Source organism: Alistipes sp. AF48-12, from assembly GCF_003477565.1.
Taxonomy (GTDB): Bacteria; Bacteroidota; Bacteroidia; order Bacteroidales; family Rikenellaceae; genus Alistipes_A; species Alistipes_A hominis.
In genome coordinates this window covers 98,003-124,889 of the sequence record NZ_QUDJ01000002.1, presented here as the reverse complement: position 1 = coordinate 124,889, position 26,887 = coordinate 98,003, and the positions used below count along the sequence as shown (strand labels likewise).

The following is a 26,887-nucleotide window of genomic DNA, read 5'->3' as shown; positions in this document are numbered from 1 at the left end:
ACGGATGCCGGTCCGCCCCGAAAGGCGGGCCGGCTTTTTCTTTTCGGGAGCGTCCGGCGGAAGCTCGGGGCGGAATGTGAAAAAAATGCTAAAAAACGATCGTTTTTTACGGGAAATGAATAAAAATAGTAATTTTGTCCGTTGCTGAATTGTGAGAAACGCCCCATGTTGTTATTCGGGAAATACATTTTGATTGTAATCGTCGCCGTGCTGATGTTGTGCGTGCTGAGTTACATTTCGGTGCCGGTCTATGATTTTCAGTCCGGCCGTTCGTTCTGCGGGGATTCCGTTTACAATCCGTATGCAGGGGCCGATTCGTCCTGTTGGCGGAAAGCCAATTTCCATGCCCATCAAAAAGAGAAACCCCAGTGCGATTATACGGTCGAACAGATGCTCGAAGCCTATCGCAGCAACGGGTACGATATCATGAGCATCTCGGATCATCAGTGCCTGAATACCGAGCATGCCGACCGCCCCGGATTTATCCCGACTTACGAACACGGTTACGGGATCAACGGTTACCATCAGTTGGTGATGGGGGCCGAACGGGTCACGTGGCGCGATTTTCCGCTGATGCTGACCCAGTCGCAGATGCAGTACATGTTGCACTGGCTGCGCCCGCAGGCCGAGGCGCTGGTGCTGAACCACCCGGGCAAGACGCGGATCATCGACCTGGCGGTGTACGGCTGGCTACGCGGGTACGATCTATTGGAAATCAATCCGGAACGGGGCCGCGAGCGTTCCGAGCAGTACTGGGATACGGCGTTTTCGGCCGGGATCTATTCGACCCTGATCGGCGACGACGACGCGCACAATATCCGCAACCGGTCGTCGTGGTTCCAGCGCTGCTTCACAATGGTCAATACGCCGTCGCTACGCCCCGGGGATATTATGAAGTCTTTGAAAAAAGGGGCCGCTTATGCGGTATACGTTCCGCACGACGTTAATAACCGTCCCGATCCGCACGGAGACCTGCCCCGGATGGAGCGCATTTCGATGCAGGGCGATACGATTCGCATCCGGGTCGACCGGCCCGCTTCGGCGATCCGGTTTATCGGACAAAACGGAACGCTGCTTGCAGAGGGAAGCGGGGCCGAGGCCGTTTATGCTTTTCGGAAGAACGATGCCTACGCGCGTGCCGAAGCGCATTTCGACGACGGAACGATCCTGTTTTTCAATCCTTTCGTGCGGACTGCCGACGGTAATCGTCCCGTCAACGTATTCGTTCCGGTGGTGAATTACCCGCTCACGGTGTTGTGCCACCTGCTTTGGTTCGCCTTGTTGGCCGGGCTGACCGCTCTGATGCTGTACCTGTCGGGCGTGCGCCGCGGAAGCTTGTATTACCGGTGGAATCCGTCGGTCGCGCCGGAACGAACGAAACCGGACCGACGGGAGACGACCGCCGGTTCGTAACGACCGGGACTGTCGTAAAAAAATGAATATGTCGGGTCCGAATGCCGGGCCCGTTTTGGGAATATGACACATCTGGATCCGATCATCTCAGACCTTGCGTTGATCCTCGCCGTCGCGGGGGTTACGACGCTGCTGTTCAAATGGCTGAAACAGCCGGTCGTGTTGGGTTACATCGTCGCCGGGTTCCTGTGTAGCGGAAATTTCCTGTTACAGGGGGTTTCGAACATGGGGAACGTGGACATCTGGGCCGAGATCGGTATCATTTTCCTGTTGTTCTCGCTCGGCCTCGAATTCAGCTTCAAAAAATTGATGAACGTCGGCGGCCCCGCGCTGATGACGGCATTGGTCGTGATCGTCGGGATGATGTGCTCCGGCTTTATGGCGGGACGGGCCCTCGGCTGGACTTCGACGGACAGTATTTTCCTCGGCGGGATGCTGTCGATGTCGTCTACGACGATCATTATCAAGGCATTCGACGATCTGGGGCTCCGCAGCCAGAAGTTCACGTCGCTGGTGTTCGGGGTGCTGGTGGTCGAAGACCTGTTCGCCGTAGTGTTGATGGTGATGCTGTCGACGCTTTTCGTGCAGCGGGCGGTCGAACACGTCGTGATCGCCGAACAGCTTTTCAAACTGATCTTTTTCTTGATTCTGTGGTTCGTCGTGGGGATCTATCTGATTCCTACGTTCCTGAAAAAAATACGGAAATTCCTGAATCAGGAAACGCTGCTGGTGATCTCGCTGGGCCTTTGCCTGATTATGGTCGTGCTGGCGACTTACGCCGGATTTTCGTCTGCGCTCGGGGCGTTCATCATGGGGTCGATCCTAGCCGGGACGGTACAGGCCGAGAGCATCGAGAAGGTCATCGCTCCGGTCAAGGACCTGTTCGGGGCGGTCTTCTTCGTGTCGGTCGGGATGCTGGTCGAGCCGGCGATGCTGGTGCAATACATCGTGCCGATCGTTTTTTTGACGGTGGTCGTGATCGTCGGACAGATATTCTACGGGACGCTCGGTTTCCTCGTGTCGGGGCAGAATCTGAAAATCGCGTTGCAGTCGTCGTTCTCGCTGGCGCAGATCGGAGAGTTCGCCTTTATCATCGCGTCGCTCGGACTGTCGATGGGGGTTACCAGTTCGTTCCTTTATCCGGTCGCGGTGGCCGTGTCGGTCGTGACCACATTTACCACGCCGTTTATCATCCGGCTCAGCGATCCTGCCTATCACCGGATCAACCGGTTGATTCCGAAGCGGATGAAAGCGCTGCTGGCCCGGTACAGCGCCGGGTCGCAAACCGTCAACAGCGAGCGGGAGTGGATGTCGCTGCTGAAAAAGTCGCTGTTGAACATGTTTATCTACTGCGTGCTGTTGGGCGGCGTGGTGTGGATCTCTTCGAGTTACTATTCGCCGTTCGTCGAGGAGCGTTTCGAAGGATTCGCCGGCAAACTGATCGCTACGACGACGACCATTCTCTTTATGACGCCGCTGTTGTGGGGGCTTGCGGTGCGGCACCTGAATCGCAGGCTGTTCGTGCCGCTGTGGAACGATCCCCGTTTCAACCACGGGTTGTTGGTGTCGTTGATCGTGCTGCGGATTCTCCTCGCGCTGATGTTCGTACTGACCGTAGTCGCTCACCTGAGTTCGTACCGTTGGGGGGCGTTGATGGCGTTCGCCATTCTGCTGTTGCTGTTGGCGCTGTTCTGGAGACGGATCAAAAGAGGATACCTGCGTTTCGAACAGCGTTTCTTTACCAACCTGAACGAAAAAGATGCGAGCACCGTCGTGACGACCGGGAACTACCGCGCCAAGTTCCTGCATATGGCTAAGATGACGGTTTCGGCCGACAGCCCGCTCGTCGGGCGGTGTTTCAGGGAGTTGGATCTCCGCCTGCGCTACGGGGTGACGGTGGTGTCGGTGCTGCGCGGCAGCCACCGGTACAATGCGCCCGGCGCATCGATGGTGCTGATGCCGTCCGACGAGATTTCGGTCGTCGGGACGGATGCGCAGTTGAGCCAGTTCGCTTCGAAGGTCGAAGTGCCGCTGTCGCCGGTCGATCGGGAAGAGGCGACGATGCAAAAATTTTCGGTCGGCGAGCATTCCGTACTGATCGGTATGACCGTTTCGCAGTTCGGCATGATGTGCCGAGGGGCCTGCTTGATCATCGGGATCGAACGCAGCGACGGCTCGTACGTCAGACCGCTGGGACTGGTGCGTTTTCAGCCGTACGATATGGTTTGGATCGCCGGCGACCGGGAGACGATCGAACAGGTGCTCGTCGGAACGAAGCCTCCCGTACCGAAAACGGAAAAAAAGCTCGTACGGCGGATTCTCCGCAAGAAATGATTTTGTCGATAAGATGTCAATTAAAAGGCATCTTATTTTTTATTTCTCCGGTGTAAAACCTTACTTTTGTACATTGCATAAAGTGTATATGGATGTTACGTGAGCTATTGGTGGACGTGGAAGTGCTTTCGACGGCGGGAGACCTTTCGGTAGAAATTGACAATCTTGAGTTTGACTCGCGCGAGGCGAAGCCGGGAACGCTGTTTTTCGCCATGCGCGGAACGCAGACCGACGGACATCGCTTTATCGGGGCGGCCGTCGGTCTCGGAGCGTCGGCGGTAGTATGCGAAGAGTTGCCGGAAGAGTTGTGCGGTGGGGTGACCTATGTGCGGGTGGCGGATTCGACGGTTGCGCTGGGGCGCATCGCGTCGGCCTTTTACGGACATCCGAGCCGTAATCTGAAACTGGTGGGTATAACCGGAACCAACGGGAAAACCACGACGGCGACGCTGCTGTACCGGTTGTTCCGCCGGCTGGGATATAAGGTGGGATTGATTTCGACCGTAACCTACTGCATCGATACCGAACAGCGCGAATCGACCCATACGACGCCCGACGGCATCCGGTTGAATCGCATGATGGCCGAAATGGTCGAACGCGGATGCGAATACTGTTTTATGGAAGTCAGTTCGCACAGCCTCGTGCAGCACCGCATCGAGGGACTCTCTTTCGTCGGCGCCGTTTTCAGCAACATTACCCACGACCATCTGGATTATCATCATACGTTCGCTGAGTACATCCGGGCCAAAAAAATGCTGTTCGACGCGCTGCCGGAGGGAACGTTCGCGCTGACCAATGCCGACGACCGCAACGGCATGGTGATGGTGCAGAATACCGGCGCGGAGGTCAAGACTTACGCGTTGCAGGCGTTCGCCGATTTCCGGTGCCGGATCGTCGAGATGCATTTCGACGGCATGCTGCTGAATCTGGACGGTTCGGAGGTCTGGGCGACATTCCTCGGGCGTTTCAACGCTTACAACCTAACGGCCGTATATGCGACGGCCCTGCTGCTCGGCGCCGACCGCGACGAGGTGCTGCGTATCCTGAGCGAGCTGACGTCGGTCAGCGGCCGTTTTGAGTACGTTCGTTCGGCGGACGGGGTGACCGCCATCGTCGATTACGCTCATACTCCGGATGCGTTGCAGAACGTCCTGCGGACGATCGACGAGATTCGCCGGGAAGGGCAGCGGATCTATGTCGTCGTGGGGTGCGGCGGCAACCGCGACAAGACCAAGCGGCCCGAAATGGCGCAGATCGCCGTGGCGAACAGCGACCTGGCGATCCTGACTTCGGACAATCCCCGGATGGAAGATCCCGAAACGATTCTCGAAGACATGAAGGCGGGGCTCGATCCGTCGGCGTCGTATCTCGCCGTTACCAACCGCCGCGAGGCGATTCGGACGGCCGTGACGCTGGCCCGGCCGGGCGATATCATCCTGCTGGCCGGCAAAGGGCATGAAACCTATCAGGACATTGCCGGAGTGAAACGTCACTTCGACGACAAGGAAGAGGTTTCGAACCTGTTCGCACTGCGGACGAAGAAGTAAATTCGATTAAGAACCGTATTTATGTTATATCATTTAGTCAAGTATCTTTCATTGCATTTCGACATTCCCGGTGCGGGGATGTTCCTGTCGCTGTCGTTCCGTGCGGCGATGGCGATTATTCTGGCGCTGGCGATCGGAATGATTTTCGGCCGCCGGATCATCCGTTTCCTGCAGCGTAAGCAGATCGGCGAGGAGGTGCGCAACCTCGGCCTCGAAGGACAGTTGCAGAAACGCGGAACGCCGACGATGGGCGGCGTTATTATCCTGATTTCGATTCTGATCCCGACGCTGTTGTTCGGCGACCTGACCAACGTTTATACGCGGCTGATGATCGTTTCGACCGTCTGGCTCGGATTGATCGGTTTCCTGGACGACTACATCAAGGTGTTTCGCAAGAACAAGGAAGGGCTCAGCGGCCGGTACAAGATCGTCGGGCAGGTCGGCCTCGGACTGATCGTCGGTTGCGCGATGTGGCTCAGCCCGCAGATCGTGACCAAGGAGAAACTGGACAGAAACGCGCCGCGCGCGCATGTGGAATATGTCAACGACAACGGGCAGCGCAGCGCGGTCTATATGGCGCCGGCCGAAAAAACCGTCAATACTACGATCCCGTTCGTCAAGAACAACGAATTCAATTACCACTGGCTGGTGCCGGGCGACAGCGAGCGGGCCGACCTGTGGACGTGGCTGGTATACGTCGTGATCGCTACGCTGGTCATTACCGCCGTCTCGAACGGCGCGAATCTGACCGACGGGCTCGATGGACTGGCTTCCGGCGTGTCGGCGACGATCGTCGTCACGCTCGGGATACTGGCCTACCTGTCGGGGAACGTCATTTACGCCGATTACCTGAATATCATGTATATACCGATGAGCGGGGAGCTGATCGTCTATGCGGCGGCGTTTGCCGGGGCGCTGTTCGGCTTTTTGTGGTACAACTGTTATCCGGCGCAGGTCTTCATGGGCGATACCGGCAGTTTGGCGATCGGCGGAATCATTGCCGTATTCGCGCTGCTGATCCGAAAGGAGTTGCTGCTGCCGATCCTGTGCGGGATTTTTTTCATCGAAAGCCTGTCGGTCATCATGCAGGTCACCTATTTCAAATATACGAAAAAACGGTACGGCGAAGGCCGGCGCATTTTTCTGATGTCGCCGCTGCACCACCATTTCCAGAAGAAAGGTTACTTCGAATCGAAAATCGTCGTGCGTTTCTGGATCGTGCAGTTGCTGCTGGCCGCCATCACGTTGGTAACGCTTAAAATCAGATAACGATGCAGAGGATCGTGGTATTGGGAGGAGGCGAGAGCGGTTGCGGGTCGGCGGTGCTGGCGCGCGTAAAAGGATTCGACGTGTTTCTGTCGGATAGGGGGAGTATCGCTCCGAAGTACAGGGAACTGCTGGAGAAATGGGATATTCCTTATGAGGAGGGACGGCATACGGCCGGTAAAATCCTGTCGGCCGACAAAGTCGTGAAAAGCCCGGGGATTCCGGACAAGGCTCCGATGGTGAAGGCCGTCCGGGAGCGGGGAATCCCGGTTATTTCTGAAATCGAGTTTGCGGGGGCTTATACCTCTGCGCGAACGATCTGCATCACCGGCAGCAACGGCAAGACGACGACGACGACGCTGACCTACGAGATTTTGCGGCAGGCCGGCGTGAACGTCGGCCTGGCCGGAAATATCGGCGAAAGTTTCGCGCTGGCGGTGGCCACCGGCAATTACGATTGGTACGTGATCGAGCTGAGCAGTTTCCAGTTGGACGGCTGTTACGATTTCCGGGCCGATATCGGCGTGCTGATGAATATTACGCCCGATCACCTCGACCGGTACGATTACGAGTTGCAGAATTACGTGGACAGCAAGTTCCGTATCCTGCGGAACCAGCGACCGGAAGACCGTTTTATTTATTGCGCCGACGATCCGCTGACGCTCGGAAACCTGCCGAAACATCCGCTTGGGATGCAAACCCTGCCGTTCAGCGTGAAAACCTGCGACGGATGCGCGGCGATGCTGGCCGATGGCGTGATCCGTGCGGAAGTTGCCGGGAAACGGGTGGAGATTCCGGTTGCGGAATTGAAAATTAAGGGAATGCATAATACTTATAATGCGATGGCCGCTTCGCTGGCGGCCTTGTCGGCCGGGGTCGGGCCGGATGCGATATGCCGGACGCTCAGGGCGTTCGAAGGGGTCGAGCACCGCCTCGAAAAGTGCGGGGAGATCGACGGCGTGACCTACGTCAACGATTCGAAAGCGACCAACGTCGATTCGGTGTGGTACGCGCTGGAGAGCATGACCCGTCCGGTGGTGTGGATCGCCGGCGGAACCGATAAAGGGAACGACTATGCGCGGCTTTACGAGTTGGCGGAGGCGAAAGTCAAGACGCTGGTCTGCATGGGCGTCGATAACGGTAAGTTGCTGAAGGCTTTCGATGGTCGGATCGGGAAGATTGTCGATACCCATTCGCTGGACGAGGCGATGGCGGCCGCCCGCCGGAACGCCGGAACGGGCGATGTGGTACTGCTGTCGCCGGCCTGCGCCAGTTTCGACCTGTTTAAAAATTACGAAGACCGCGGACGGCAGTTCAAAGAGTGGGTCGCCGCCGCGCAACGATAACGTATCGATAAAACCGAAAAAACGACGATCATGCAACCGGACGAACCGCACAACGAACAGCAGGGCTTTTTCGACCGCTTTTTCAGCGGCGACCGCGTACTGTGGGTGATCATTGCGATCCTGTCGATCGCGTCGCTGCTGGTGATCTATTCGTCGACCGCGTCGATGGCTTACCGTAAGGCCGGCGGGGATACGGCGCACTATTTCCTGCAGCAGTTGAAGTTCATCGTGCTGGGGTTCGCCGCGATGATCGCCGTGCACCGGATCGATTACCAGCGTTACGCGCGTCCGCGCTTTCTGTCGTTCGTTTTCGTTACGGCGCTGCTGTTCATGCTGTTGACCTTCTTCGTTGGAGTCAACCTGAATAGCGCTTCGCGGTGGATCCGCATCCCGCTGATCGGCGTGACGTTCCAGCCTTCGGATTTCCTGCGGATCGCGCTGATCGCGATCCTGGCGCGGCAGTTGGCCAAGCGGCAAACAAACATTCACCGTATGCCGCTGCTGCCTGCGCTGACGCTGCGCGGGTGGCGTAAAAATCCGGACAAGAATTTCAATATACTGACCAATATCACGATCCCCGTTCTGGGGCCGATCGTGATCGCCTGCGCCGCGATTTTTATTTCCAATTTTTCGACGGCGGCGATCACGTTCTGCACCTGTCTGATCATGCTCTATGTCGGGCGTGTCCGCGTGCGGGAGTTGTGGCGACTGGTCGCGCTGGTGTTCGTGACGATGGTTTGCGCCGTGTCGGTGATGTACGCCTTCAATATCGGGCGGTCGCATACGTGGGTCAACCGGCTTGGGATCGGGGATATGATGAGTAAGACCGAGCAGGTCAAAGCGCAGGGCGAAGACGACGATTTGCAGCAGGAGCAGGCCCGGATCGCGATCGCTTCGGGCGGATTGATGGGCAAAGGGCCCGGAAACAGTACGCAGCGGTCGAACCTGCCGCACTCCTATTCGGATTTCGCGTATGCCTTTATCGTCGAAGAGTACGGGCTGATCGGAGCGTCGCTGATGCTTTTCCTGTACCTGTGTATTTTCTTCCGTGGGATCGTTACGTTCCGGCGTTGCGGGACGGCGTTTCCGGGATTGCTGGTGCTGGGGCTTTGCCTGATGATTACGTTCCAGGCAATCTGTAACATGCTGGTTTCGGTGTGCCTGTTCCCGGTGACCGGACAGACGCTGCCGCTGGTCAGCCTGGGCGGTTCGTCGATCGTGTTTACCTGCCTGGCGCTCGGCCTGATTCTCGGGATCAGCCGACAGGTGAAGGAAGAGTCGCTGGATCGGCCGAGAAAAGAGTCGTTACTGGAGTAGCGGAACGGGCGGCCGTTTTTGCGGCGAATATCGGATCATTGATGTTGTGTTTGAAAATATGGATCGGAAATTAAAAGTCATACTGAGCGGAGGAGGTACCGGAGGGCATATCTATCCGGCGGTTGCGGTGGCCGAAGCGCTGAAGCGGCGGCTCGGCGACGGCGTCGAAATCCTTTTTGTCGGCGCCGAAGGGAAGATGGAAATGGAGAAAATCCCGGAGCTGGGCTACCGGATCGAGGGGCTGCCCGTCGCGGGATTGCAGCGGCGGCTGACGCCGAAAAACCTGGCCGTTCCGTTCAAGGTCGTGCGATCGGTGCTGCGCGCCCGGCGAATCGTCAAAAAATTCGGGGCCGACGTAGCGGTCGGCTTCGGCGGGTATGCCAGCGCGCCGGTGCTGTGGTCCGCGCAGCGGATGGGAATTCCGACGCTGATTCAGGAGCAGAACTCCTATGCGGGCATGACCAATAAGATGCTGTCCTCGCGCGTCAGGCGTATCTGCGTGGCTTACGAAGGGATGGAACGCTTTTTCCCGAAAGAGAAGATCGTCCTGACGGGCAATCCGCTCCGGGGGCGTTTTTGGCGCAATCCGGATCTGCGCGCGGAGGCGCTTCGGCATTTCGGTTTGGAAGAGGGCAAGCCGGTGACGCTGGTCGTCGGCGGCAGCCTCGGTACCCGGACGCTGAACGAAATGATGAAAGCCAACGTGGATCGGATCGTTGCCGAAGGGAAGATACAGGTGATTTGGCAGACCGGTAAATATTACGAACGGGAGATGACGGAGTTTATGCAGGGGCGCTCCGACCGGGGTATCTGGCGCGGGGCTTTTATCGACCGGATGGATCTGGCCTATGCTGCGGCCGACATCGTCGTGGCGCGGGCCGGAGCCTGTACCGTTTCGGAACTGTGCCTGATCGGCCGGCGACGATCTTCGTGCCGTCGCCGAATGTGGCCGAGGATCACCAGACCAAAAATGCGATGGCTCTCGTCGGGAAGCAGGCCGCCCGGATGATTCCCGACCGAGATGCGGTGAACGGAGTTTTTCCGGTCGTGGAGGAATTGTTGGCCGATCCGAAGCAACTCGCTGAAATGGAGCGTAATATATTGACTTTAGGGATCGGCGATTCCGCAGATCGGGTTGTGAATGAAGTTATGGATGTTGTAAACGGGAAATAATGAACTTTAGTAAAGTATATTTTTTAGGAATCGGAGGGATCGGGATGAGCGCCCTGGCACGTTATTTCCTGCACGAGGGGAAACAGGTGGCCGGATACGACCGCACCGCGTCGGAACTGACCCGGGCATTGGAGTGCGAAGGAGCGACCGTTACTTATGAGGACGAGGCGGATACGATTCCGGAGCCGTTTCGGGACAAGGCCGATACGCTGGTGGTTTATACGCCGGCGATCCCGTCCGATAGTTTGCAGTTCGGATTTTTCCGGGATGGAGGATTCGAGATCGTCAAGCGTTCGCGGATGCTCGGCGTGATGGCCGAGGGGAAATACCTGATGGCCGTCGCCGGAACGCACGGCAAGACGACGACCAGTACGATGGCCGCGTGGTTCGATCGCGAGGCCGGGGGCGGCGGCAGCGCTTTTCTCGGCGGGATTTCCAAGAATTTCGGTAGTAACCTGGTGCTCGGCCCGGGGGAACGGTTGGTCGTCGAGGCCGACGAGTTCGATCGGTCGTTTCTGCAGCTCTATCCGGACGTCGCGGTCGTGACGGCGGTCGATGCCGACCATCTCGACATTTACGGGACGCACGAAGCGGTCAAAGAGGCTTTTTCGGAGTTTGTCGGGCAGATCAGACCGGGCGGCGCGCTGATTCTCAAACAGGGGGTCGAACTGAATATCCGTAACGACCGAATCCGGGTTTACCGGTATGCATACGATACGCCCTGCGACTTTTACGCCGACCGCATCCGGCTTGAGCCGGACGGGCGGCACACGTTCGACCTTGTTTGTCCCGACCGCGTGATCCGGGATTGCACGCCGGGCGTTCCGGGATGGGTGAATGTCGAAAATTGCGTGGCGGCGGCGGCGATGCTGTGGGTGGCCGGGTTCGACGAAGCGAAGCTGCGGGCCGCGATCGCGTCGTTCAGCGGCGTGAAGCGTCGGTTTGATTTTTACGTCAATACGCCGAAGCATATTTATATGGACGATTACGCGCACCATCCGAACGAACTGCGGGCCGCGATCACGTCGGTCAGGGAGATGTTCCCGGCGCGGAAGCTGACGGTGGTGTTCCAGCCGCACCTGTACACCCGGACGCGCGATTTTTACCGGGAGTTCGCCGAGGCGTTGTCTTTGTGCGACGAGGTGTTGCTACTGCCGATCTATCCGGCGCGCGAGGAGCCGATCGAAGGGGTGGCTTCCGAAATGCTGCTGCCGCTGATCGGTTGTCCGGCACGGGTCGTCCGCAAGGAGGATCTGACGGACGTGCTGAAATCGAAGAACCCGGAATTGCTGGTGACGTTCGGGGCGGGCGATATCGACCGCTTCTGCACGCAGATCGCCGGTTTGTTCGCAGAAAAATAGGAACCCGATAAAACGGAGAATCGTGAAACGGTCGCTGGTTATCACCCTGAATCTGCTGACGTGGACGCTGCTTGCGGTCTACCTGTCGTTTTCGTTGCGATATACGTCGCAGCGGAAAAAGGAACAGTTGTGCCGGGAGGTACGGGTGACGGTGCTGGACAGCGCCGAGCGGAATTTCATTACGCCGGCGATGGTCAGGGCGTGGTTCGCAGCCGAAAAGATGAAGTTGGTCGGAACCGAACTGTCGTCGATCAATACCCTCGAACTGGAGCGTTTCGTCCGGCGGCGCGGGTTCGTCCGCACGGCCCGCGTCTACACTTCGATGGATGGGCGGCTGAACGTGGAATTGACGCAACGGCGTCCGGTGGTGCGGTTCAATACGCAAAACGGGTACAATTTCTACGTGACCGACGACGGCTATGTCCTGCCGCAGCAGCGCTATTTCGTGGTCTATGTTCCGGTGGTTACCGGTTATGTGCCGTTCCCGTTCAAACCGGACTATGTCGGCCCGCTCGACCGGTTCGCCGGAAATCCCGAAAAAAAAGTGCAGAAAAATTACTCGTTTTTGGTGAAACTGATTAATTTTGTGAAATTCGTGGATAGTGACGACTTCTGGAAAGCGTTTATCGTTCAGGTTCATGTCGTCGGCCCGCAGGCCGGGGACGGGTACGATCCTGATATCGAGATCGTGCCCAGGGCGGGCGACCAGGTGATCATGCTCGGCAGCGTCGACGGTTACGAACAGAAACTGGCAAAGTTATTGAGTTTTTACCGGCATGCCGTCGCCTACGAGGGGTGGAATTGTTGTAGCTACATAAATTTGAAATATAAAGATCAGATTGTCTGCATCGAATAAACAGGAATGAAAGTGGAAAACGGGGATTATATTGTTGCAATCGATTTAGGGACGAATACCGTGGTCGCGATGATCGGCACGAAAGGCGAGGACGGCCGGATCCGGGTTATCGACCGGGAAGTTTCCGCCGTGCAGGGGGCGGGGATGATCCGCGGCGAAATCAAAAATATCGACCTGGTTTCCAGAAGCATCAAGGAGGCCGTCGATGCGATCGGAGAGCGCCAGGGAATCCGGATCACCGAAGCCTATGCCGGTATATCGGGACAGCACATCCGCAGCGTAAAGCAGCCCTATTACGTATTTGCCAGCCGCGGCGGGGAGATCCGCCAGGAGGACGTCCGCCAGTTGCACGACAGTATGCGCAACGTTCCGGCTCCCGAAGGGGAGAAAATCCTGCAGATCATTCCGCAGAACTACATTGTCGACGACGAGGAGGAGACGGCCAATCCGGTCGGGACGTTCGGCAACAAACTGGCGTCGACGTTCAACATCATATTGGGCGATTCGGTCGCGATCAACCGGTTGGAGATGGCCCTCAAACGGGTGGATATCGTTCCGCTCGGGCTTTTCCTGAATGCGATCGCTTCGGCTGAGGCCGTGCTGACGCCCGACGAAAAGGAGGAAGGCGTCGCCGTGGTGGATATCGGAGCGGGGACGACGGACGTGGTCGTTTATCAGAAAAATATCATCCGTCACGTAGGGATCATCCCGATGGGCGGCAACGTGATCAACAAGGATATCCGCTCGTACGGGATTCTCGAAAAGCATGTCGAGAACCTGAAGACCCGTTACGGGGAAGCCATGCGCGATGCGGCGCAGCCCGACAAATACATTACCACGCCGGGACTGAGCGCGAAGGCGTCGAAAGAGATTTCGTCTCAGAATCTGGCGGCGATCATCGAGGCGAGGATGCTCGACATCATCGACTTTGTGGTCGAGGAACTGAAAAAATCCGGGTTTCAGGATCGGCTTGCCGCCGGGGTGGTGCTGACCGGAGGCGGCGCGCAGTTGAAGCATGTCGAAACCTTGTTTAAAGGTTACACCGGGATGGATGCTCGCGTAGCGGGGGCGGAGAGCACGCTCGACGGGGAGAGTCTCGAAACGGCCGGACAGCCGGCCATGGCGACTGCCGTCGGCATCCTGGCGCGGGCATTCGACGAACGGGCCCAGAACAAGACTTCCCGGTCGAAACAGCAGGTCGTTCGTCCGGCAAGGGAGGAAAAGCCGGTTACCGAGCCCGCTTCGCCGGTCAAGCGGAAGTTGAACGATTTTTACCGGAGCGGGAGCCGGCCGCACGAAGAGGAAGGCGCCGGGTTGCAGGACGACGCTTACGAACCGGAATACAAACCCAAGCGCAAGCCGGGATTGTTCTCGAAGCTCAGGGAGAAAGTGATCAACATGTTTGACGAGGAGATTGAAGATAACGAGATTTAGGTTTATCGGCGCGGGCGGATCGGTTTCGGCCCGCGTCGGTCGTAGAGGAACGAGTGTGAAAAGCGTAAAAGATTTAGTATATGTCTGACGTAAAAGATATAATCGATTTTGAAATTCCGAAGCTGTCGCCTTCGATCATCATGGTTACGGGTGTCGGCGGCGGCGGTAGCAATGCCGTCAACCACATGTTCGAGCTGGAGATCGCCGACGTTTCGTTCATGGTGTGCAATACCGATCCGCAGGCGCTGCGCAACAGTCCCGTCCCGGTAAAGGTGCGTCTCGGACAGAACGGCCTGGGCGCCGGCAACAATCCGGAAAAAGGACGGCAGGCGGCTTTGGAGAGCCTCGACGAGATCATCGAGATTTACAAGCGCGAAGGCACCAAGATGGTCTTCATCACGGCCGGTATGGGCGGTGGAACTGGAACCGGCGCGGCGCCGGTGATCGCCCGGGCTGCCAAGGAGCTGGGTATCCTGACGGTGGCCATCGTGACTCTTCCGTTCAAGACCGAGGGCCCGAAACGGATGCGGCAGGCCCAGCAGGGGATCGAGGAGCTGCGCGGCTGCGTCGATTCGCTGCTGCTGATCAACAACGAGAACATTCAGGAGATCTTCGGCAAGCTGACGCTGACCGAGGCGTTTGGCAAGGCCGATGATATTTTGGCTACCGCAGCCCGCGGGATTGCCGAGGTGATTACGCGCGAAAATACGGTGAACGTCGATTTCGCCGATGTGCAGACCGTGATGAGCGACAGCGGCGTAGCGTTGATGGGTTCGGGCCGCGCTTCCGGCGAAGACCGGGCGATGAAGGTGGCCAACATGGCGCTGGAGTCCCCGTTGCTGAACCACAACGACATCGCCGGGGCGAAAAATATCTTGATCAACATCACCTCGGGCGACGAAGAGATCACGCTCGAGGAGACCTATATGATTACCGAGTACATTCAGGAACGCGCCGGGAACAACGCCGATATTATTTGGGGAGCCGGTAAGGACGATGCTCTCGGACAGGATATCGAGGTGACGATCATCGCGACCGGATTCGATTATGCGCAGATGAACATGGTCAGCTATTCGCCTCTGCAGGATTACAAGGATTCGCTTCGCAAGGCGAACGTTCGCGGCGAGTCGGAGAACGATGCGGTTGCCGGCGAACCGGTTGCCGAGTCGCCCGAGCCGGCCGAAAAACCGGCGTTCGTGCCGCATGAGCCGTCCGTGCGTCCGGTGTCCGCCGCGCCGGGGGGGCAGCCCGATGCCGCCCGCCGGATCGTGCCGAACCGTCCCGTCCCGGTTCCGCCGAGACCGCAGCCCAAACCGTTCAGCGCGCCGGTTTCGCAACCTGCCATCGAATCCAAGAAGGACGAAGGTTCCGATATCGATATCGAAGAACTGGAGAACCGTCCCGCCTTCGTTCGCCGGAATATCAAGTTCGTCAAAGACACTTCGGCGGAAGGTAACCGCAGCGCGAGGGTCGTGTTGAAAGACGATTCCGCACAGCAGAGCGACAAGGGGCAGAGCAGTTCGTTGTTTGACTAAGCCGTTCCGGTTATGGATCGGGCCGGCTAAATATCTGTAATTTTGACAGCGTGTTTTATCCAAGCCGTGACGTTCAACCCGTTTACGCTGCAGGATTCCGTGATCCTGCTGGTCGTAATTTTGTTGCTGGGCGTTTCGGCGTCGGTTTCGGCTTCTGAAACCGCTTTTTTCTCCCTTTCGCCGCGGGATGTCGTCCGGCTGAAGAACAGCCCGGATCGTAGGAGCAATGCGATCCTGCGGTTGCTGTCGGCGGACGAGTATCTGTTGGCGACGATTCTGGTCGTCAATAATCTGGTCAATATCTGCATCGTGATCCTGTCCAACGGACTGATCGACTCGTTGGTCGGGTTCGCCGGCGCCGCGGGGCTGGAGTTCGTCATGAAGATGGTGATCGTTACGTTCCTGTTGCTGCTGTTCGGAGAGATCATGCCGAAAATCCTCGCATCGTACCATCCGGTGCGTATCGCGCGGATGATGGCCGTACCGTTGCTGTTGCTCAAGGCGCTGTTCAGGCCGGTTTCGTTCCTGCTGATTCGTTCGGGCGGTTATATCAACCGGAGCGTGACGCGGAAGCGGGAGAACATTTCGATCGACGAACTGTCGAATGCGATCGAGATGACCTCCGGACAGAGCCCCGAGGAGAAGCGGATGCTGTCCGAGATCGTGGATTTCGTTCATACCGAAGTGGTGGAGATCATGAAACCCCGTCTGGACATCGTTTCGCTCGACATCGAGGCCGATTTCGATCGGGTGCGCGAGACGATCGTTTCGTCCGGTTTCTCGCGGATTCCCGTCTACGAAGAGAGTATCGATCATATCAAAGGGGTGCTATATGTAAAAGATATGCTGTCGTATGTCTCGCACGAGCGGGATTTCGAGTGGCAGAATCTGATCCGCAAGCCTTATTTCGTGCCGGAGCACAAGAAAATCAACGAATTGCTCGAGGAGTTCCGGGACAGTAAGATCCACATGGCGATCGTGGTCGACGAGTACGGTTCCACGATGGGGTTGCTGTCGTTGGAAGATATCCTGGAGGAGATCGTCGGCGAAATTTCGGACGAATCCGACCGCGATCAGGCTTTTTATACGAAGCTCTCTCCGAATACGTACCTGTCGACGGTAAAACCCATATCAATGATTTCCTCGAAGTGTTGGAATTGGACGACGATTATCTCGACGCCATGAAAGGCGGCGCGGAGACGATCGCCGGGCTGATGCTGGAGATCCGGAAGGATTTTCTGCACCGGGGCGAAACGCTGACCTGCCGCGATCTGGTTCTGCAAGTCGAAGAGATGGACGGCAGACGGATCGATAAGATTAAGGTTACGGTGGTTTCTTCCGGAACAGGTAATCTGTAAGGGGGTGTATTTCTGTATATTAAAATTTATACTTCATTAATATTTGTTATTGTTTTTTATAAAACTAAGGAATACGCCCATGAAATACGTTTGCTTGTTTGTCGTTTTATGGCTGGGGGCCGGCCGCTGGCCGCGCAGTCCGGTTACCAGCCGCGCCGGAGAATCTCCGCAGCCGGGAAGCGTTTCAGGATAGCCGTTTCGGGATGTTTATCCATTGGGGCATTTACAGTATGCTTGGCGACGGCGAATGGGCGATGACGAACAAAAACATCGATTGCCGCGAGTATGCGAAACTGGCGGGAGGATTTTACCCGTCGAAATTCGATGCGAAGGCGTGGGTGCAGGCAGCTAAAGATGCCGGCATGAAATACATCTGCATTACCTCGCGCCATCACGACGGTTTCTCGATGTTCGGCACCCGGTATTCGGATTACAACATCGTCGAAGCCACCCCTTACGGACGGGACGTTGTCAGGGAACTGGCGAAAGAGTGCCGCAAACAGGGGATCCGGCTGCATTTCTATTATTCATTGCTCGACTGGACGCGCGAAGATTACTATCCGTTGGGCACTACGGGGCAGGGTACCGGGCGTACGGCTCACGGGGATTGGAACGATTACCTCGGTTTCATGAATAACCAACTGACCGAACTGCTGACCGGGTACGGGCCGGTCGGAGCCGTTTGGTTCGACGGTTGGTGGGACAAGGCGGATGCCGACTGGCAACTGGATAAAATTTACGCGACGATCCACCGGTTGCAACCCGGCTGTTTGGTCGGGAACAATCACCATCGCGAACCGTTCCCCGGAGAGGATTTTCAAGCGTTCGAGCAGGATCTTCCGGGACAGAATACCGCCGGGCACTCGGCTGGGCAGACGATCAGCGCCTTGCCGCTGGAAACCTGCGCGACGATGAACGGGACATGGGGTTACAGCATTACCGACCGGAACTATAAGTCGGTCGCTGCGTTGATCCATCTGCTGGTCAATGCCGCCGGACGTAACGCTAATCTGTTGCTGAACGTCGGCCCGCAGCCGGACGGCGAGATACCGCAGGCTTCCCTCGAAAGGCTCCGGGAAGTCGGCCGGTGGATGAAAACTTACGGGGAGACCGTCTACGGAACCCGGGCCGGAGAGATCGCTCCCGGTGCGTGGGGCGTTTCCACCCGCAAAGGCGACCGGCTCTTCGTGCATGTTCTCCGACGCGACGGCGATACGCTTTCCCTGCCGCTGACCGGCGGTGTCGTCCGTTCGGCCGTTCGTTTTGCGGATCGGGCGGAAGTGCCTTTTTCGGTGGCCACAGACTCCGTGTCGCTGGATTTGTCCGGGATACCGGCCGACGAAATCGACAGCGTGATCGAGTTATCCGTACGGCGGTGAATGAAAAAGTTCCGCTCGAGGCGAGACGATATTCTTTTTTAAGTTTTACAGTGTCGGGACGGATTCGTAACGGGGGGAGACTCCTGCCGCCTGTCGCAGCATCCTCCGGAACGTTCGGATCATAATGCTTGGGCGACGATTTCCGCAAGATCGTAAACAGGCATCGAATTGCCCCGGGCGATCCCTTTCTTACACAGCGGGCAGGCCGTGACGACCGCATCGGCCCCGGTGGCGGCAAAGGCTGCCGCGACGCTTTCGCCGATTTTCCGCTGTCCGTCGTCGTCGATGGCGATGTTCGCCAGGCTCGAACCGCAGCAGAGCGCTTTTTCACGATTTTCGGCCACTTCGGTCAGCCGACCGACTGCGGCGATCACTTCGCGCGGAGCGTCGTAAATGCCCGAACCGCGTCCCAGCTCGCAGGGGTCGTGGTAGGTGAAATTCAGGTCGCCGATTTTCGGGTCGATCCGGTGCGCTTTCAACAATCGCTGGATGTACTCCGAATGGTGCAGCACCTCGATGCCTTCCAGCCGGTAGTCTTCGCGGAAAACGCGCAGGCAGATCGGACACGAAGTAACCAGCGTTTCGATGCCGTGCTGGCGGAAAAGTTCCGTATTGTATTCCATCATTTTCCGTGCGGCGTCCACTTCGCCCGAGAGCTTCAGCGGTCTGCCGCAGCATACGCCCCCCTCTTTGTCGGCCCACCACACTTCATCGCCGGACGCTTTGAAAATGTCGTCCATCGCGCGGAGGATCTTCGGGGTCAGCAGCGTCATGCAGCCGGCGAAGTAGCCGACTTTGCCGTTTCCCTGCGAACGGTCGATTCCCCGGATATATCCGTAACGGTTTTCGCCGACCGGTACGGCCGTCCGCTGGCGGCTGTTCAGCCGCAGCGTATTTTGTTCGATGCCGACCGGGCAGGCCTGTTCGCAGCGACCGCACATCAAGCAGTTGTTGGCCACCGCATCGGTCAGGTTGCCGCTCCGCAGGTCGCGCAGGAAGTAGACCGACTGCACGCCGTTGATCCCGGCGGCCCGTTGCAACTGGCAGGGGTCGATGCAGATGCCGCAGCGCGAGCAGGCGTTGGTCTGGAAATGGTCGTAGCTCGACGGTTTTTCTTTGCTGCGCAGCCCCGCGTTTCGTAGGAAAATCAGCGGAATCTCGGTAAAAATATGCATATAGCGCGAGAACGGCAGCGCGACGAAAAAGACGCCCAGCGTGATCGAGTAGAACCACCAGGTCGGCAGTTCGCCGGCCATCAGCACGTCGGGCGGCAGTATGCGGGCCAGCAGTTCGCCGGTCGAATTGGTCAGGAAGCTGCCGCAGCCGACTCCCGGGGGAATCAGGTGGTGCTCTTCGCCGAGCGCCCATACGATGCCGCCGAATTTCCAGATTACGCCGCTGGTCATGCTCTCGGCCAGCAGCCGGGCCGGGAAGATCAGCCACAGCGCCGACAGGGCGATCCGGTCGCCGGCGTATGCCGGGTCGTTCGGCGCATACCCATCATCCGCGAACGGATTCGTTTGAACAGCGCCAGGCCGATACCGATCAGGATCAGCAGCAGCAGCGCGTCTTTGATCAGCGAGAAATTGAAATTATGCTCGAAAATAGGGTGTACGTAATAAGAGAAGAAGATATCGACGTACAGCGGAACGTTTTCGCCCTTGAAGTAGACCAGCGTTTCGATCCAGCCGGTCAGGATCAACAGAAACCATCCCAGCGCGAAACTGGTGTGCATGTAACCCAGCAGTTTGTTGGTGCGCCATATCTTGCGGTGCAGCAGCGATTCGCTGATAACCTCCCCGACCGAGCGGAACGTCGAGCGGGTGAACAGCGACCGGACGAACAGACGGCGCTCCGCCGCGGTCAGTCCGACGAACCAGCCGATATATTTATACAGAAGCGTTACCAGCAGGAAGAAGGCTCCCAGCCAGAACGGCAAGACGAATAGTCTGAAATGCTCCATGTTTTATTCCGATAACGGTGCACGCGGTGCCGCGTGCGGTTGTTTACAACTTCGTTTTTCTTCGTCCGGGTTCGCGGAAACGGTCCGTTACTTTTCGGGCACCTCTTTTTTCAGAGTCAGCACCAATTGCCGGATGTTGATTCCGCGCGGGCAGACCAGCCGGCATTTGCCGCACAGCATACATTTGGCCAGTTCTTCGCGGATGCCGCGGTATTCGCCGCGCCGCACCAGCGTTTGCAGTTTACGCACGTTGAACTTGGTCAGATTGCCGGCCGTACAGGTCGCCGTACAGTTGCCGCACGCGATGCAGGTCTGTAGTTCCGGATGTTCGGCCAGCAGCCGGCGGGAGTACTGCATGTCGTTGCGGTCGATGTCTACGCCGCGCGTTTGGCTGATGGAAAATCCCCAGTTCATGGCGTTATTCTTTTAGCGATTCGGCCACCCGGTGTGCGGCGGCGACGGCTTCGTTGATCGACTCCCCGATGTTTTTCGGCGCCGTGATCGTTCCGGCATAGAAGATATGCGGCGACCCCGAGTCGACGCTTCCGGTAAACTGATCTTTCGGCTTGACGAATCCGCTGGGGTATAGGTCGACGCCGTTGCAGCGGCTCCACTGCAGGTTGCATGCTCCGGCTTTCATGCCGACGATCAGCACCAGCATGTCGACGGTCATTTTCAGCGGCAGGCCGATCAGCGTGTCTTCGGCCTTGATCTGCACTCGGTTGTCGATCGTTTGGCTCGCCTCGGAGATGCGGCCGCGGATGAAATGGATATTGAACTCCTGCTGCGCCTGCCGGTAGAGTTCCTCGTAGCCGGGGCCGAACATTCGCATGTCCATGTAAAAGCTGTATACCTCGGCGTCGGGGATCGCCTGTTTCATTTCGATCGCCTGTTTGACGCCGGTGATGCAGCAGACCCGCGAGCAGTGGCGCTGGTTCACCTTCTCGTCGCGCGATCCGACGCAATGCAGAAAGGCGATCGTCTTCGGTATCCGGCCGTCGGCCGTGCGGATGCCGCCGTTGCGGAACATCCGTTCGACGTCTACCGTCGTATATACGTTGTCGTAGATTTTATAACCGTACTCCTCTTTCAGTTCGGCCGGGAAAAGGTCGAAACCCGAAGTGACGACCACCGCGTCGGAGCGAAGCCGGGTGCCGTCGTTCAGCGTTACGTTTTTACCCTCCTGTCCGATCTCCTTCACCTCCCGGGACGTGAGGATTTCGGCGCCGGAAGCGTCGACCTGTTCGCGAAGCGATCCGAGTACTTCGCTCGCGGGGGTCATGGTCGGAAAGAGCCGGTCCCAGCGGTTCAACTTGCCGCCGATCGTCTCCTCTCTCTCGATAATCACCGGGCTGATGCCCAGTTTGCTGAGCGTAATGGCCGTCTGCATCCCTGCGACGCCTCCGCCGATGATAATTACCTTTTTTCCCATAATCCGTTACAGTATGTTTTTCGTGTAGCTTCCGATCGCCGCGGGGGCCGGTTGCCCGATGTATTTTCCATTTTTGCCGAGGTATTTCGCCGACGGGTCGTACTGGACGCCCATCTTGTCGAGCAGCGGTTCGACGGCAACCTGATGCATCTGCATACCGAGTTCCCAGGGATCGTATCCGAGCACCAGCCCGGCCAACTCTTCGTAGGTCAGCACGGGGATGCCGCGGTTGTCCTGCCCGTAAAACGTTCCCTCCATTTCGGAGATCGTGTATTGCCATTTGTCGAGGAACATCGCGCAGCCCGGGCAGTTGGCCAGGATGAAGTCGGGCTTGTACGGGGCCATCGATTCGAACTTTTTCTTGGAGTTGGCGACCGAATAGCCGCGGTTGGCCATCACCAGGTAATTGCGGAATCCGAATCCGCAGCAGTGCCGCCGCTCCGGATAGTCGACCACTTCGCCGCCCCACGCCTCAATCATTCCGGCCAGCACGTACGGGAATTCCGATCCGCCGATACCGACCTTCGGGAAAATCTTCGCATAGTGGCAGCCGATGTGTTCGACGCCGCGCAGCGGTTTTCCGGTTTCGACGTTGACCAATTTGTGTTTGGCTTTCGCGGCGATCTCTTCGCGGTGGTGGAAAATCACGTCGGACGTGTGCGCCAGGTTTTTCGGCTTTTTGAATTCGCGGCCGGTAGCTTTATAAAGGTAGTCGCGGGCCTTCTCTTCCAGTTCCGGGAAGTCGTGCCACATTTCGAGCGCTTCGGAATAGATGCCGAACGACGTGATGCACGACGGGACGAAATTCTCGTACCCCGATTCGGTCATCAGCGAGAACTGCCGCGCCACGACCGTCATGATCGTTTCGAGCGGCACGATGTCGGTATGGTAGCCGATGCCGGTGCAGGAGGTGTGACGCGGGTCTTCGTGGATGTCCCGACCCAGGTCGTTGCGCAGGATATTTAAAAAGGCCGCTTCCGATCCGGGAAAAAAATTCTGCCGGATGCAGCTGCGCGCATAGTAGTAATCGTTGTCGGCGATCTGTTTCTGATACTCTTTCCAGGGTGTTTTCATCGCGTTCGTTTTTTGTTTCGGCCTCTTATTTTCCGGAGTGTTGGCCGCTGTTAGTCGTGAATACGTCGTGGAAATAGTCGTCCCCGGCTTTTTCGTATCCCATTTCCTTCGCTTTTTTATCCGAGCACGTTTCGATGTTCTCGAAAAAACGCATACCCCCGGTCACTTCGAAAATGCTGCGGATCTCCTCCATGCTGCGGTCGTCGATCTTGCGTCCGGCTCCGACGCCTACCTTGCAGTAGTTGTCGCCGAAACGTTCGAAGACGTCTTTGTCGTTGTCGTGGATCCACCGCCATACCGGCCCCTGTTCGGGATGTAGATCCGGATCGACGAAATTCGGCTTGACGCAGTAACCCGACGTCAGGATATTCTGCCCGATGGTGCGTTTGATGGCCAGTTGCTGGCGTCCTTTCTCGGACTCGGTGAAGAAACCGAGTTTTTGCGACAGCGTGCGCAGCGACTGGATGATATATCCGGGCGTATTGCCGCGCGGGCAGCGCGGGCGGCACGACATGCACTCCCCGCAGTACCAGATCGTATCGCTTTTGAGCAGCTTTTCGATGGCGTCGTCGTCCTTGGTTTGCACCATGTTGACGATCTGGCGCGGGTCGTAGTTGTAAAACTCGGCCGCGGGGCAGACTCCCGTACAGATCCCGCAGTTCATGCAGGCCGTCAGGCCCTCTTTCATGCGGACATCCTCCATCAGCATATCGAAATATTTCCCCATAACTCTTGTCCGATAACGTGCATATTTTTACACGTAACAAATTTACATCCAATGTGTAGCACGGAACAGAGAGGATAGACCTATTTTGAATGGGTATAAATACTTAATTTTTCGCCGCGTTCGTCCCGATCGGACGATTCGGGGCGCGGTACGGCCTGGGGGAAGGGTTTACAGGATGCGGCGGCTGGCGGCGTGCGGCAGCAGGGTCAGGGTGTCCCAGTCGATGCCGGTGATCAGTACGGCTCCGGGACGTTTGCCTATGTCGAAACTGCCGGCCCATGCGTCGATTCCGAGCGCTTCGGCGCCGCTGCGGGTGGCCCATTGCAGCCGTTCGGGCAGCGGGATTTCCGGGAACCTTTTCAGTTCGTCGATCATCGACAGCGAATCGTTCGACGCGAGGCTGTCGGTGCCGACGGCGATCCGCCCCGATAACCTATGGAGTAACTCGGCGGGAGGCGTCGCCCTTTCGATAAAATCGTTCGACCGAGGGCACAATACCCATGTGAGCCGGTTCCCGAAACGATGTTGAAGAGTGTCTGCGATTTGTTCGGTGACGAACGTGTTGTGCACCAGCAGCATATTTTTTTCTTTCGGGACCGAGCCTGCGATGCGTCCGGCCGGCGATCCGTATCCGGCGAAATCGATCGTTACGCCTTCCCGGAGGTTCCGTTCGTGAAGGGGCCCCGTCTTCGAAAAGTTCCTGTTCGCCGCGGCTTTCCATAAAGTGTACCGACAGCGGGTTTCCCGCTGCGGCGATCGCCCGGAACGCGGCGTCCTGCAGCGAATAGGTGGCGTGCGGGGTGACCGAGGCGGAGAGTCCGAGCGCTTCCGATTCGGCGGCGATTCGGCGTAGGAATGAAAAGTCGGTCGTGCGCAGGCCGAAACCTTCAATGAAATTGTGGTAATGGATGCGGCTATTCCGTTTCAGCTCGAACGTAGACGTGCCGTTGCAAATATCCCCGACGGCCACTATGCCGTCGTGTTCCATCCGGGCGTTCCAATAAGCGGCCGCTTCGATACGTTGTTGCGGGGCGGTTTCGTTGCGCGCCCGCGCGATCGTGTCGGCAAACCCGGCGAACCCGCAGCCGCGGGCGATCCGGCCGCGCAGGTACGACAGTTCCAGATGGCAATGCGCATTGACCATGCCAGGGATCAGCAGGCCGCCGAAAAACTCCACCCGCTGTTGCGAATCGACCGCGTCGGAGGCGGCGATTTCCCGTAGGACGCCGTCAGCGTCGAACGACAGAATCCCGTTGCGCAGCAGTCCCTGTGGTGTCAGGATAAAGTGCGCCGATAATCTCCTTTTTATCTGCGACATGGGAGGCGTTTGAAGGTAAGTTGTACGCTGCCAGGCTCGGGTTGAACCGGAATATTTCGCGGATCAGCGAATCGGCGGCTTCCCGCAGCGGCAGGAAGTAGGTGATCGTCATCGAGTCGATGCGCAGGGCGATGCTCTTTTCCTTGTCGGACGGGGAGGTCGCCAGGCTGATCCGTACTTCGTTCGTTTTCGGATCGGTGACGTCGAAACTGAAAATTTCCTGTTTCTGAGCCCCTTTGATATACCCCAGGTAGTAGAAACTGCCTTTCGTGCCGTCCGTCGTATCGAACTGGTAGTGCGTATAGCGGAGGTTTCCGTTACGACTCGAAGTGTCCAGGTCGTACTTGAATGCGACCTGGTAGCGTCCCGGACGTACCGGAAGGACGATGTCCGGTTTGTCGGGATCGGACAGGCGCCGGAGCCGCCGGGTCGAGTCGGAGTAGACGACGCGTCGGTAGCGGTTCATGGTGCGGCTGTCGACGGTGTCCAGCGTGGCGATCCGCGCTTTCATCAGGGAGTCTTCCCGATCCAGCCGCCGGGCCACTTCTTCCAGAATGTCCGTAAATCGGACGCTTTTGCGCCGCGAAAGGTTGTTGATCGTGTAGCTGAGATCCGAGGGTTTGTATCCGTATTTTTCAAAAATCGGGGTGTAGAAATCCACCGTGTCCGCCTGCGAAAATCCGCTTTTCGGCGAGTCGCGGTAGGCGTTGGCCAGGAAAATCTCGCGGGTGATGGCGATCAATTTCTCGTCCGGTATGTTGCGGGGCCGGTTGCAGGCGGCCGCCGTGACGGCGACGCACAACAGGCAGATCAATCGTTTTATCATGGTCGGTTCTGACTTATCTCTTTTTTCGGTATCATCGCGCGCACCGTCAGCACGGAAATCAGGTAGCTGACCGAAACGAACGTTACGATTACCCACGCCAGGTCGCTCGGATGGACTTCGACCGGATAGGCGTCGATCAGGAACGTCTCTCCGGAGAGTTTGAGGAACCCGAAATGCTGCTGGGCCAGCGCCAGCGCGACGCCGAGCAGCAATCCGCCGCCGGCGCCGATCAGGTAGATCAGCATCCCCTCGGCGACGAAGATCTTACGGAGCAGCTTCGTATCGGCGCCCATCGTGACGAGCGTCTGCGAATCCTTGCGTTTTTCGATGATCAGCATTACCAGCGAACCGATCAGCGAAAACGAAGCGATCACCAGTACCAGCAGGATGATGAAATAGATCCCCCATTTTTCGTACATCATGATGCGGTAGAACGACTCTTTTTGCTGGTAGCGCGACTGGATTTTGTAATCGTCGCCGAGCCATTGCCCGATCTGTTGCTGCACCCGCTGCGGCGAAGCGTCCGCTTCGAGACGGATGGCTACCGACGAAGCTTGTCCCGGATAGTCGAGCAGTTCCTGTGCGAAGTGGAGCGGGACGATCACGTATTTCCCGTCCACTTCGGCTTCCAGCGCGAATACGCCCGACGGGAAAATATTCTGTTTTTTGTAGAAACTGTACGGCAGCAGCGGCGAAACCCGCCCGCGCCGGGGGACGTACACCGAGATCGGGCTGTTCAAGTTGACCCGGATGCCCAGCGCGTAGGCCATGCCCTGTCCGACGTAGGCTTCCGGGAAATCTCCGAACTGCAATTGGAATACGCCTTCGGTTCGCAGGCTGTCCAGCGGCACCACCTGCCGGTAGAGCGAATCGACCCCGCACATCGTGCCGAAAGCCTGCCGGTCGCGGTACTCGAAGACCGCATTGTCTTCGAGCGCATACGCCGCGTCCCGCACTCCGTCGATTGCCAGAAAGCGTTCGCGCGGCAGCGAGTCGATCGGGAATACCTTGCCCCGTACCGGCGTGATCCGGATATCCGGGTCGAACGACCGGTACATGCTTTTGATCAGCCCCTCGAAACCGTTGAATACCGACAGCAGAATCACCATCGCCATCACCGGGATCGCCACGGAAAAGGCGCTCACTCCCGAGACGATGTTGATCACCGAGTGCGATTTCTTCGAAAAAAGGTAACGCCGTGCGAAAAAGAGCGGTAGACGGGGCATGA

The 26,887-nt window shown here is 57.8% G+C and carries 23 protein-coding genes and 1 pseudogene; 14 read left to right on the top strand and 10 right to left on the bottom strand.

Going from position 1 to position 26,887, the window contains the following annotated elements; all coding sequences use genetic code 11:
• Window positions 1–189: 189 nt before the first annotated feature.
• The 14 genes and pseudogenes from DW082_RS01745 (at window position 190) to DW082_RS01685 (ending at window position 18,319) form a co-directional block, all read left to right on the top strand.
• Entirely contained in the window at window positions 190–1,413 is a 1,224-nt protein-coding gene (locus tag DW082_RS01745; RefSeq protein ID WP_147386945.1) for a hypothetical protein, read from the top strand.
• Between the two features lie 63 nt (window positions 1,414–1,476).
• A complete protein-coding gene (locus tag DW082_RS01740; protein ID WP_101572058.1) occupies window positions 1,477–3,747 on the top strand; it encodes a cation:proton antiporter in 2,271 nt (756 codons plus the stop codon).
• Between the two features lie 92 nt (window positions 3,748–3,839).
• Complete coding sequence (locus tag DW082_RS01735; protein ID WP_153497773.1) at window positions 3,840–5,294, top strand: UDP-N-acetylmuramoyl-L-alanyl-D-glutamate--2,6-diaminopimelate ligase; 1,455 nt, start codon at window positions 3,840–3,842, stop codon at window positions 5,292–5,294.
• A gap of 21 nt (window positions 5,295–5,315) precedes the next feature.
• The gene (gene mraY, locus DW082_RS01730; protein ID WP_055202638.1) at window positions 5,316–6,563 is read left to right on the top strand and encodes a phospho-N-acetylmuramoyl-pentapeptide-transferase; all 1,248 of its coding nucleotides are present in this window, start codon (window positions 5,316–5,318) and stop codon (window positions 6,561–6,563) included.
• Between the two features lie 2 nt (window positions 6,564–6,565).
• Window positions 6,566–7,906, top strand: coding sequence for a UDP-N-acetylmuramoyl-L-alanine--D-glutamate ligase (murD, locus tag DW082_RS01725; protein WP_055202636.1), 1,341 nt, complete (start codon window positions 6,566–6,568; stop codon window positions 7,904–7,906).
• A 30-nt stretch (window positions 7,907–7,936) separates the two neighbouring features.
• Window positions 7,937–9,223: an FtsW/RodA/SpoVE family cell cycle protein gene (locus DW082_RS01720; RefSeq protein ID WP_081032493.1), complete on the top strand. Its 1,287-nt coding sequence runs from the start codon at window positions 7,937–7,939 to the stop codon at window positions 9,221–9,223.
• A gap of 58 nt (window positions 9,224–9,281) precedes the next feature.
• Window positions 9,282–10,396: pseudogene (gene murG, locus DW082_RS01715) on the top strand (undecaprenyldiphospho-muramoylpentapeptide beta-N-acetylglucosaminyltransferase).
• Window positions 10,396–11,757 carry a UDP-N-acetylmuramate--L-alanine ligase gene (murC, locus tag DW082_RS01710; protein WP_118457041.1) on the top strand — a complete coding sequence of 454 codons (1,362 nt, stop codon included), beginning with the start codon at window positions 10,396–10,398 and terminating at the stop codon, window positions 11,755–11,757. The pseudogene murG and the gene murC overlap by 1 nt, the downstream one beginning before the upstream one ends.
• 22 nt (window positions 11,758–11,779) lie before the next feature.
• Complete coding sequence (locus DW082_RS01705) at window positions 11,780–12,613, top strand: cell division protein FtsQ/DivIB (RefSeq protein ID WP_118457039.1); 834 nt, start codon at window positions 11,780–11,782, stop codon at window positions 12,611–12,613.
• Window positions 12,614–12,619: 6 nt separating this feature from the next.
• Window positions 12,620–14,047, top strand: coding sequence for a cell division protein FtsA (ftsA, locus tag DW082_RS01700; RefSeq protein WP_055202625.1), 1,428 nt, complete (start codon window positions 12,620–12,622; stop codon window positions 14,045–14,047).
• Between the two features lie 80 nt (window positions 14,048–14,127).
• Window positions 14,128–15,582, top strand: coding sequence for a cell division protein FtsZ (ftsZ, locus tag DW082_RS01695; protein ID WP_055202623.1), 1,455 nt, complete (start codon window positions 14,128–14,130; stop codon window positions 15,580–15,582).
• Between the two features lie 42 nt (window positions 15,583–15,624).
• The gene (gene gldE, locus DW082_RS01690; RefSeq protein WP_310648293.1) at window positions 15,625–16,767 is read left to right on the top strand and encodes a gliding motility-associated protein GldE; all 1,143 of its coding nucleotides are present in this window, start codon (window positions 15,625–15,627) and stop codon (window positions 16,765–16,767) included.
• A complete protein-coding gene (locus tag DW082_RS15280) occupies window positions 16,740–16,940 on the top strand; it encodes a transporter associated domain-containing protein (RefSeq protein ID WP_310648292.1) in 201 nt (66 codons plus the stop codon). The genes gldE and DW082_RS15280 overlap by 28 nt, the downstream gene beginning before the upstream one ends.
• Window positions 16,941–17,038: 98 nt before the next feature.
• Window positions 17,039–18,319: an alpha-L-fucosidase gene (locus DW082_RS01685; RefSeq protein ID WP_310648291.1), complete on the top strand. Its 1,281-nt coding sequence runs from the start codon at window positions 17,039–17,041 to the stop codon at window positions 18,317–18,319.
• 119 nt (window positions 18,320–18,438) lie between these two features.
• On the opposite strand, the gene DW082_RS01680 is transcribed toward DW082_RS01685, so the two are convergent.
• The 10 genes from DW082_RS01680 to DW082_RS01645 form a co-directional block, all read right to left on the bottom strand.
• A complete protein-coding gene (locus DW082_RS01680; protein ID WP_310648290.1) occupies window positions 18,439–19,725 on the bottom strand; it encodes a (Fe-S)-binding protein in 1,287 nt (428 codons plus the stop codon).
• A gap of 29 nt (window positions 19,726–19,754) precedes the next feature.
• Window positions 19,755–20,282 carry a hypothetical protein gene (locus DW082_RS15275; RefSeq protein ID WP_310648289.1) on the bottom strand — a complete coding sequence of 176 codons (528 nt, stop codon included), beginning with the start codon at window positions 20,280–20,282 and terminating at the stop codon, window positions 19,755–19,757.
• An 87-nt stretch (window positions 20,283–20,369) separates the two neighbouring features.
• Window positions 20,370–20,696: a 4Fe-4S dicluster domain-containing protein gene (locus tag DW082_RS01675; RefSeq protein WP_055202614.1), complete on the bottom strand. Its 327-nt coding sequence runs from the start codon at window positions 20,694–20,696 to the stop codon at window positions 20,370–20,372.
• A gap of 4 nt (window positions 20,697–20,700) precedes the next feature.
• Window positions 20,701–21,714 (bottom strand): FAD-dependent oxidoreductase, encoded by a 1,014-nt coding sequence (locus DW082_RS01670; RefSeq protein WP_055202612.1) that lies wholly within the window; start codon window positions 21,712–21,714, stop codon window positions 20,701–20,703.
• Between the two features lie 6 nt (window positions 21,715–21,720).
• Entirely contained in the window at window positions 21,721–22,788 is a 1,068-nt protein-coding gene (locus tag DW082_RS01665; RefSeq protein ID WP_055202610.1) for a CoB--CoM heterodisulfide reductase iron-sulfur subunit B family protein, read from the bottom strand.
• A gap of 25 nt (window positions 22,789–22,813) precedes the next feature.
• Window positions 22,814–23,515: a 4Fe-4S dicluster domain-containing protein gene (locus DW082_RS01660; protein ID WP_055202609.1), complete on the bottom strand. Its 702-nt coding sequence runs from the start codon at window positions 23,513–23,515 to the stop codon at window positions 22,814–22,816.
• Window positions 23,516–23,683: 168 nt separating this feature from the next.
• Window positions 23,684–24,058 (bottom strand): amidohydrolase family protein, encoded by a 375-nt coding sequence (locus DW082_RS14840; protein WP_259335470.1) that lies wholly within the window; start codon window positions 24,056–24,058, stop codon window positions 23,684–23,686.
• On the bottom strand, window positions 23,949–24,833 hold the full coding sequence (locus tag DW082_RS14835) for an amidohydrolase family protein (RefSeq protein WP_259335457.1): 885 nt from the start codon (window positions 24,831–24,833) through the stop codon (window positions 23,949–23,951). Before DW082_RS14835 ends, DW082_RS14840 begins: the two co-directional genes overlap by 110 nt.
• The gene (locus DW082_RS01650; protein ID WP_101571810.1) at window positions 24,745–25,659 is read right to left on the bottom strand and encodes a DUF4296 domain-containing protein; all 915 of its coding nucleotides are present in this window, start codon (window positions 25,657–25,659) and stop codon (window positions 24,745–24,747) included. The genes DW082_RS14835 and DW082_RS01650 overlap by 89 nt, the downstream gene beginning before the upstream one ends.
• A complete protein-coding gene (locus DW082_RS01645) occupies window positions 25,656–26,885 on the bottom strand; it encodes an FtsX-like permease family protein (RefSeq protein WP_101571808.1) in 1,230 nt (409 codons plus the stop codon). The genes DW082_RS01650 and DW082_RS01645 overlap by 4 nt, the downstream gene beginning before the upstream one ends.
• Window positions 26,886–26,887: the final 2 nt, after the last annotated feature.

Coding starts and splice junctions, on each gene's coding strand:
- DW082_RS14835 (WP_259335457.1), bottom strand. CDS start 24,833: ATGTCGCAGATAAAAAGGAGATTATCGGCGCACTTTATCCTGACACCA.
- DW082_RS01670 (WP_055202612.1), bottom strand. CDS start 21,714: ATGGGAAAAAAGGTAATTATCATCGGCGGAGGCGTCGCAGGGATGCAG.
- murC (WP_118457041.1), top strand. CDS start 10,396: ATGAACTTTAGTAAAGTATATTTTTTAGGAATCGGAGGGATCGGGATG.
- DW082_RS01740 (WP_101572058.1), top strand. CDS start 1,477: ATGACACATCTGGATCCGATCATCTCAGACCTTGCGTTGATCCTCGCC.
- DW082_RS01735 (WP_153497773.1), top strand. CDS start 3,840: ATGTTACGTGAGCTATTGGTGGACGTGGAAGTGCTTTCGACGGCGGGA.
- DW082_RS01650 (WP_101571810.1), bottom strand. CDS start 25,659: ATGATAAAACGATTGATCTGCCTGTTGTGCGTCGCCGTCACGGCGGCC.
- DW082_RS15275 (WP_310648289.1), bottom strand. CDS start 20,282: ATGGAGCATTTCAGACTATTCGTCTTGCCGTTCTGGCTGGGAGCCTTC.
- DW082_RS01660 (WP_055202609.1), bottom strand. CDS start 23,515: ATGGGGAAATATTTCGATATGCTGATGGAGGATGTCCGCATGAAAGAG.
- DW082_RS01680 (WP_310648290.1), bottom strand. CDS start 19,725: ATGACCAGCGGCGTAATCTGGAAATTCGGCGGCATCGTATGGGCGCTC.
- DW082_RS01665 (WP_055202610.1), bottom strand. CDS start 22,788: ATGAAAACACCCTGGAAAGAGTATCAGAAACAGATCGCCGACAACGAT.
- murD (WP_055202636.1), top strand. CDS start 6,566: ATGCAGAGGATCGTGGTATTGGGAGGAGGCGAGAGCGGTTGCGGGTCG.
- ftsZ (WP_055202623.1), top strand. CDS start 14,128: ATGTCTGACGTAAAAGATATAATCGATTTTGAAATTCCGAAGCTGTCG.
- DW082_RS01720 (WP_081032493.1), top strand. CDS start 7,937: ATGCAACCGGACGAACCGCACAACGAACAGCAGGGCTTTTTCGACCGC.
- DW082_RS01645 (WP_101571808.1), bottom strand. CDS start 26,885: ATGCCCCGTCTACCGCTCTTTTTCGCACGGCGTTACCTTTTTTCGAAG.
- mraY (WP_055202638.1), top strand. CDS start 5,316: ATGTTATATCATTTAGTCAAGTATCTTTCATTGCATTTCGACATTCCC.
- DW082_RS01675 (WP_055202614.1), bottom strand. CDS start 20,696: ATGAACTGGGGATTTTCCATCAGCCAAACGCGCGGCGTAGACATCGAC.
- ftsA (WP_055202625.1), top strand. CDS start 12,620: ATGAAAGTGGAAAACGGGGATTATATTGTTGCAATCGATTTAGGGACG.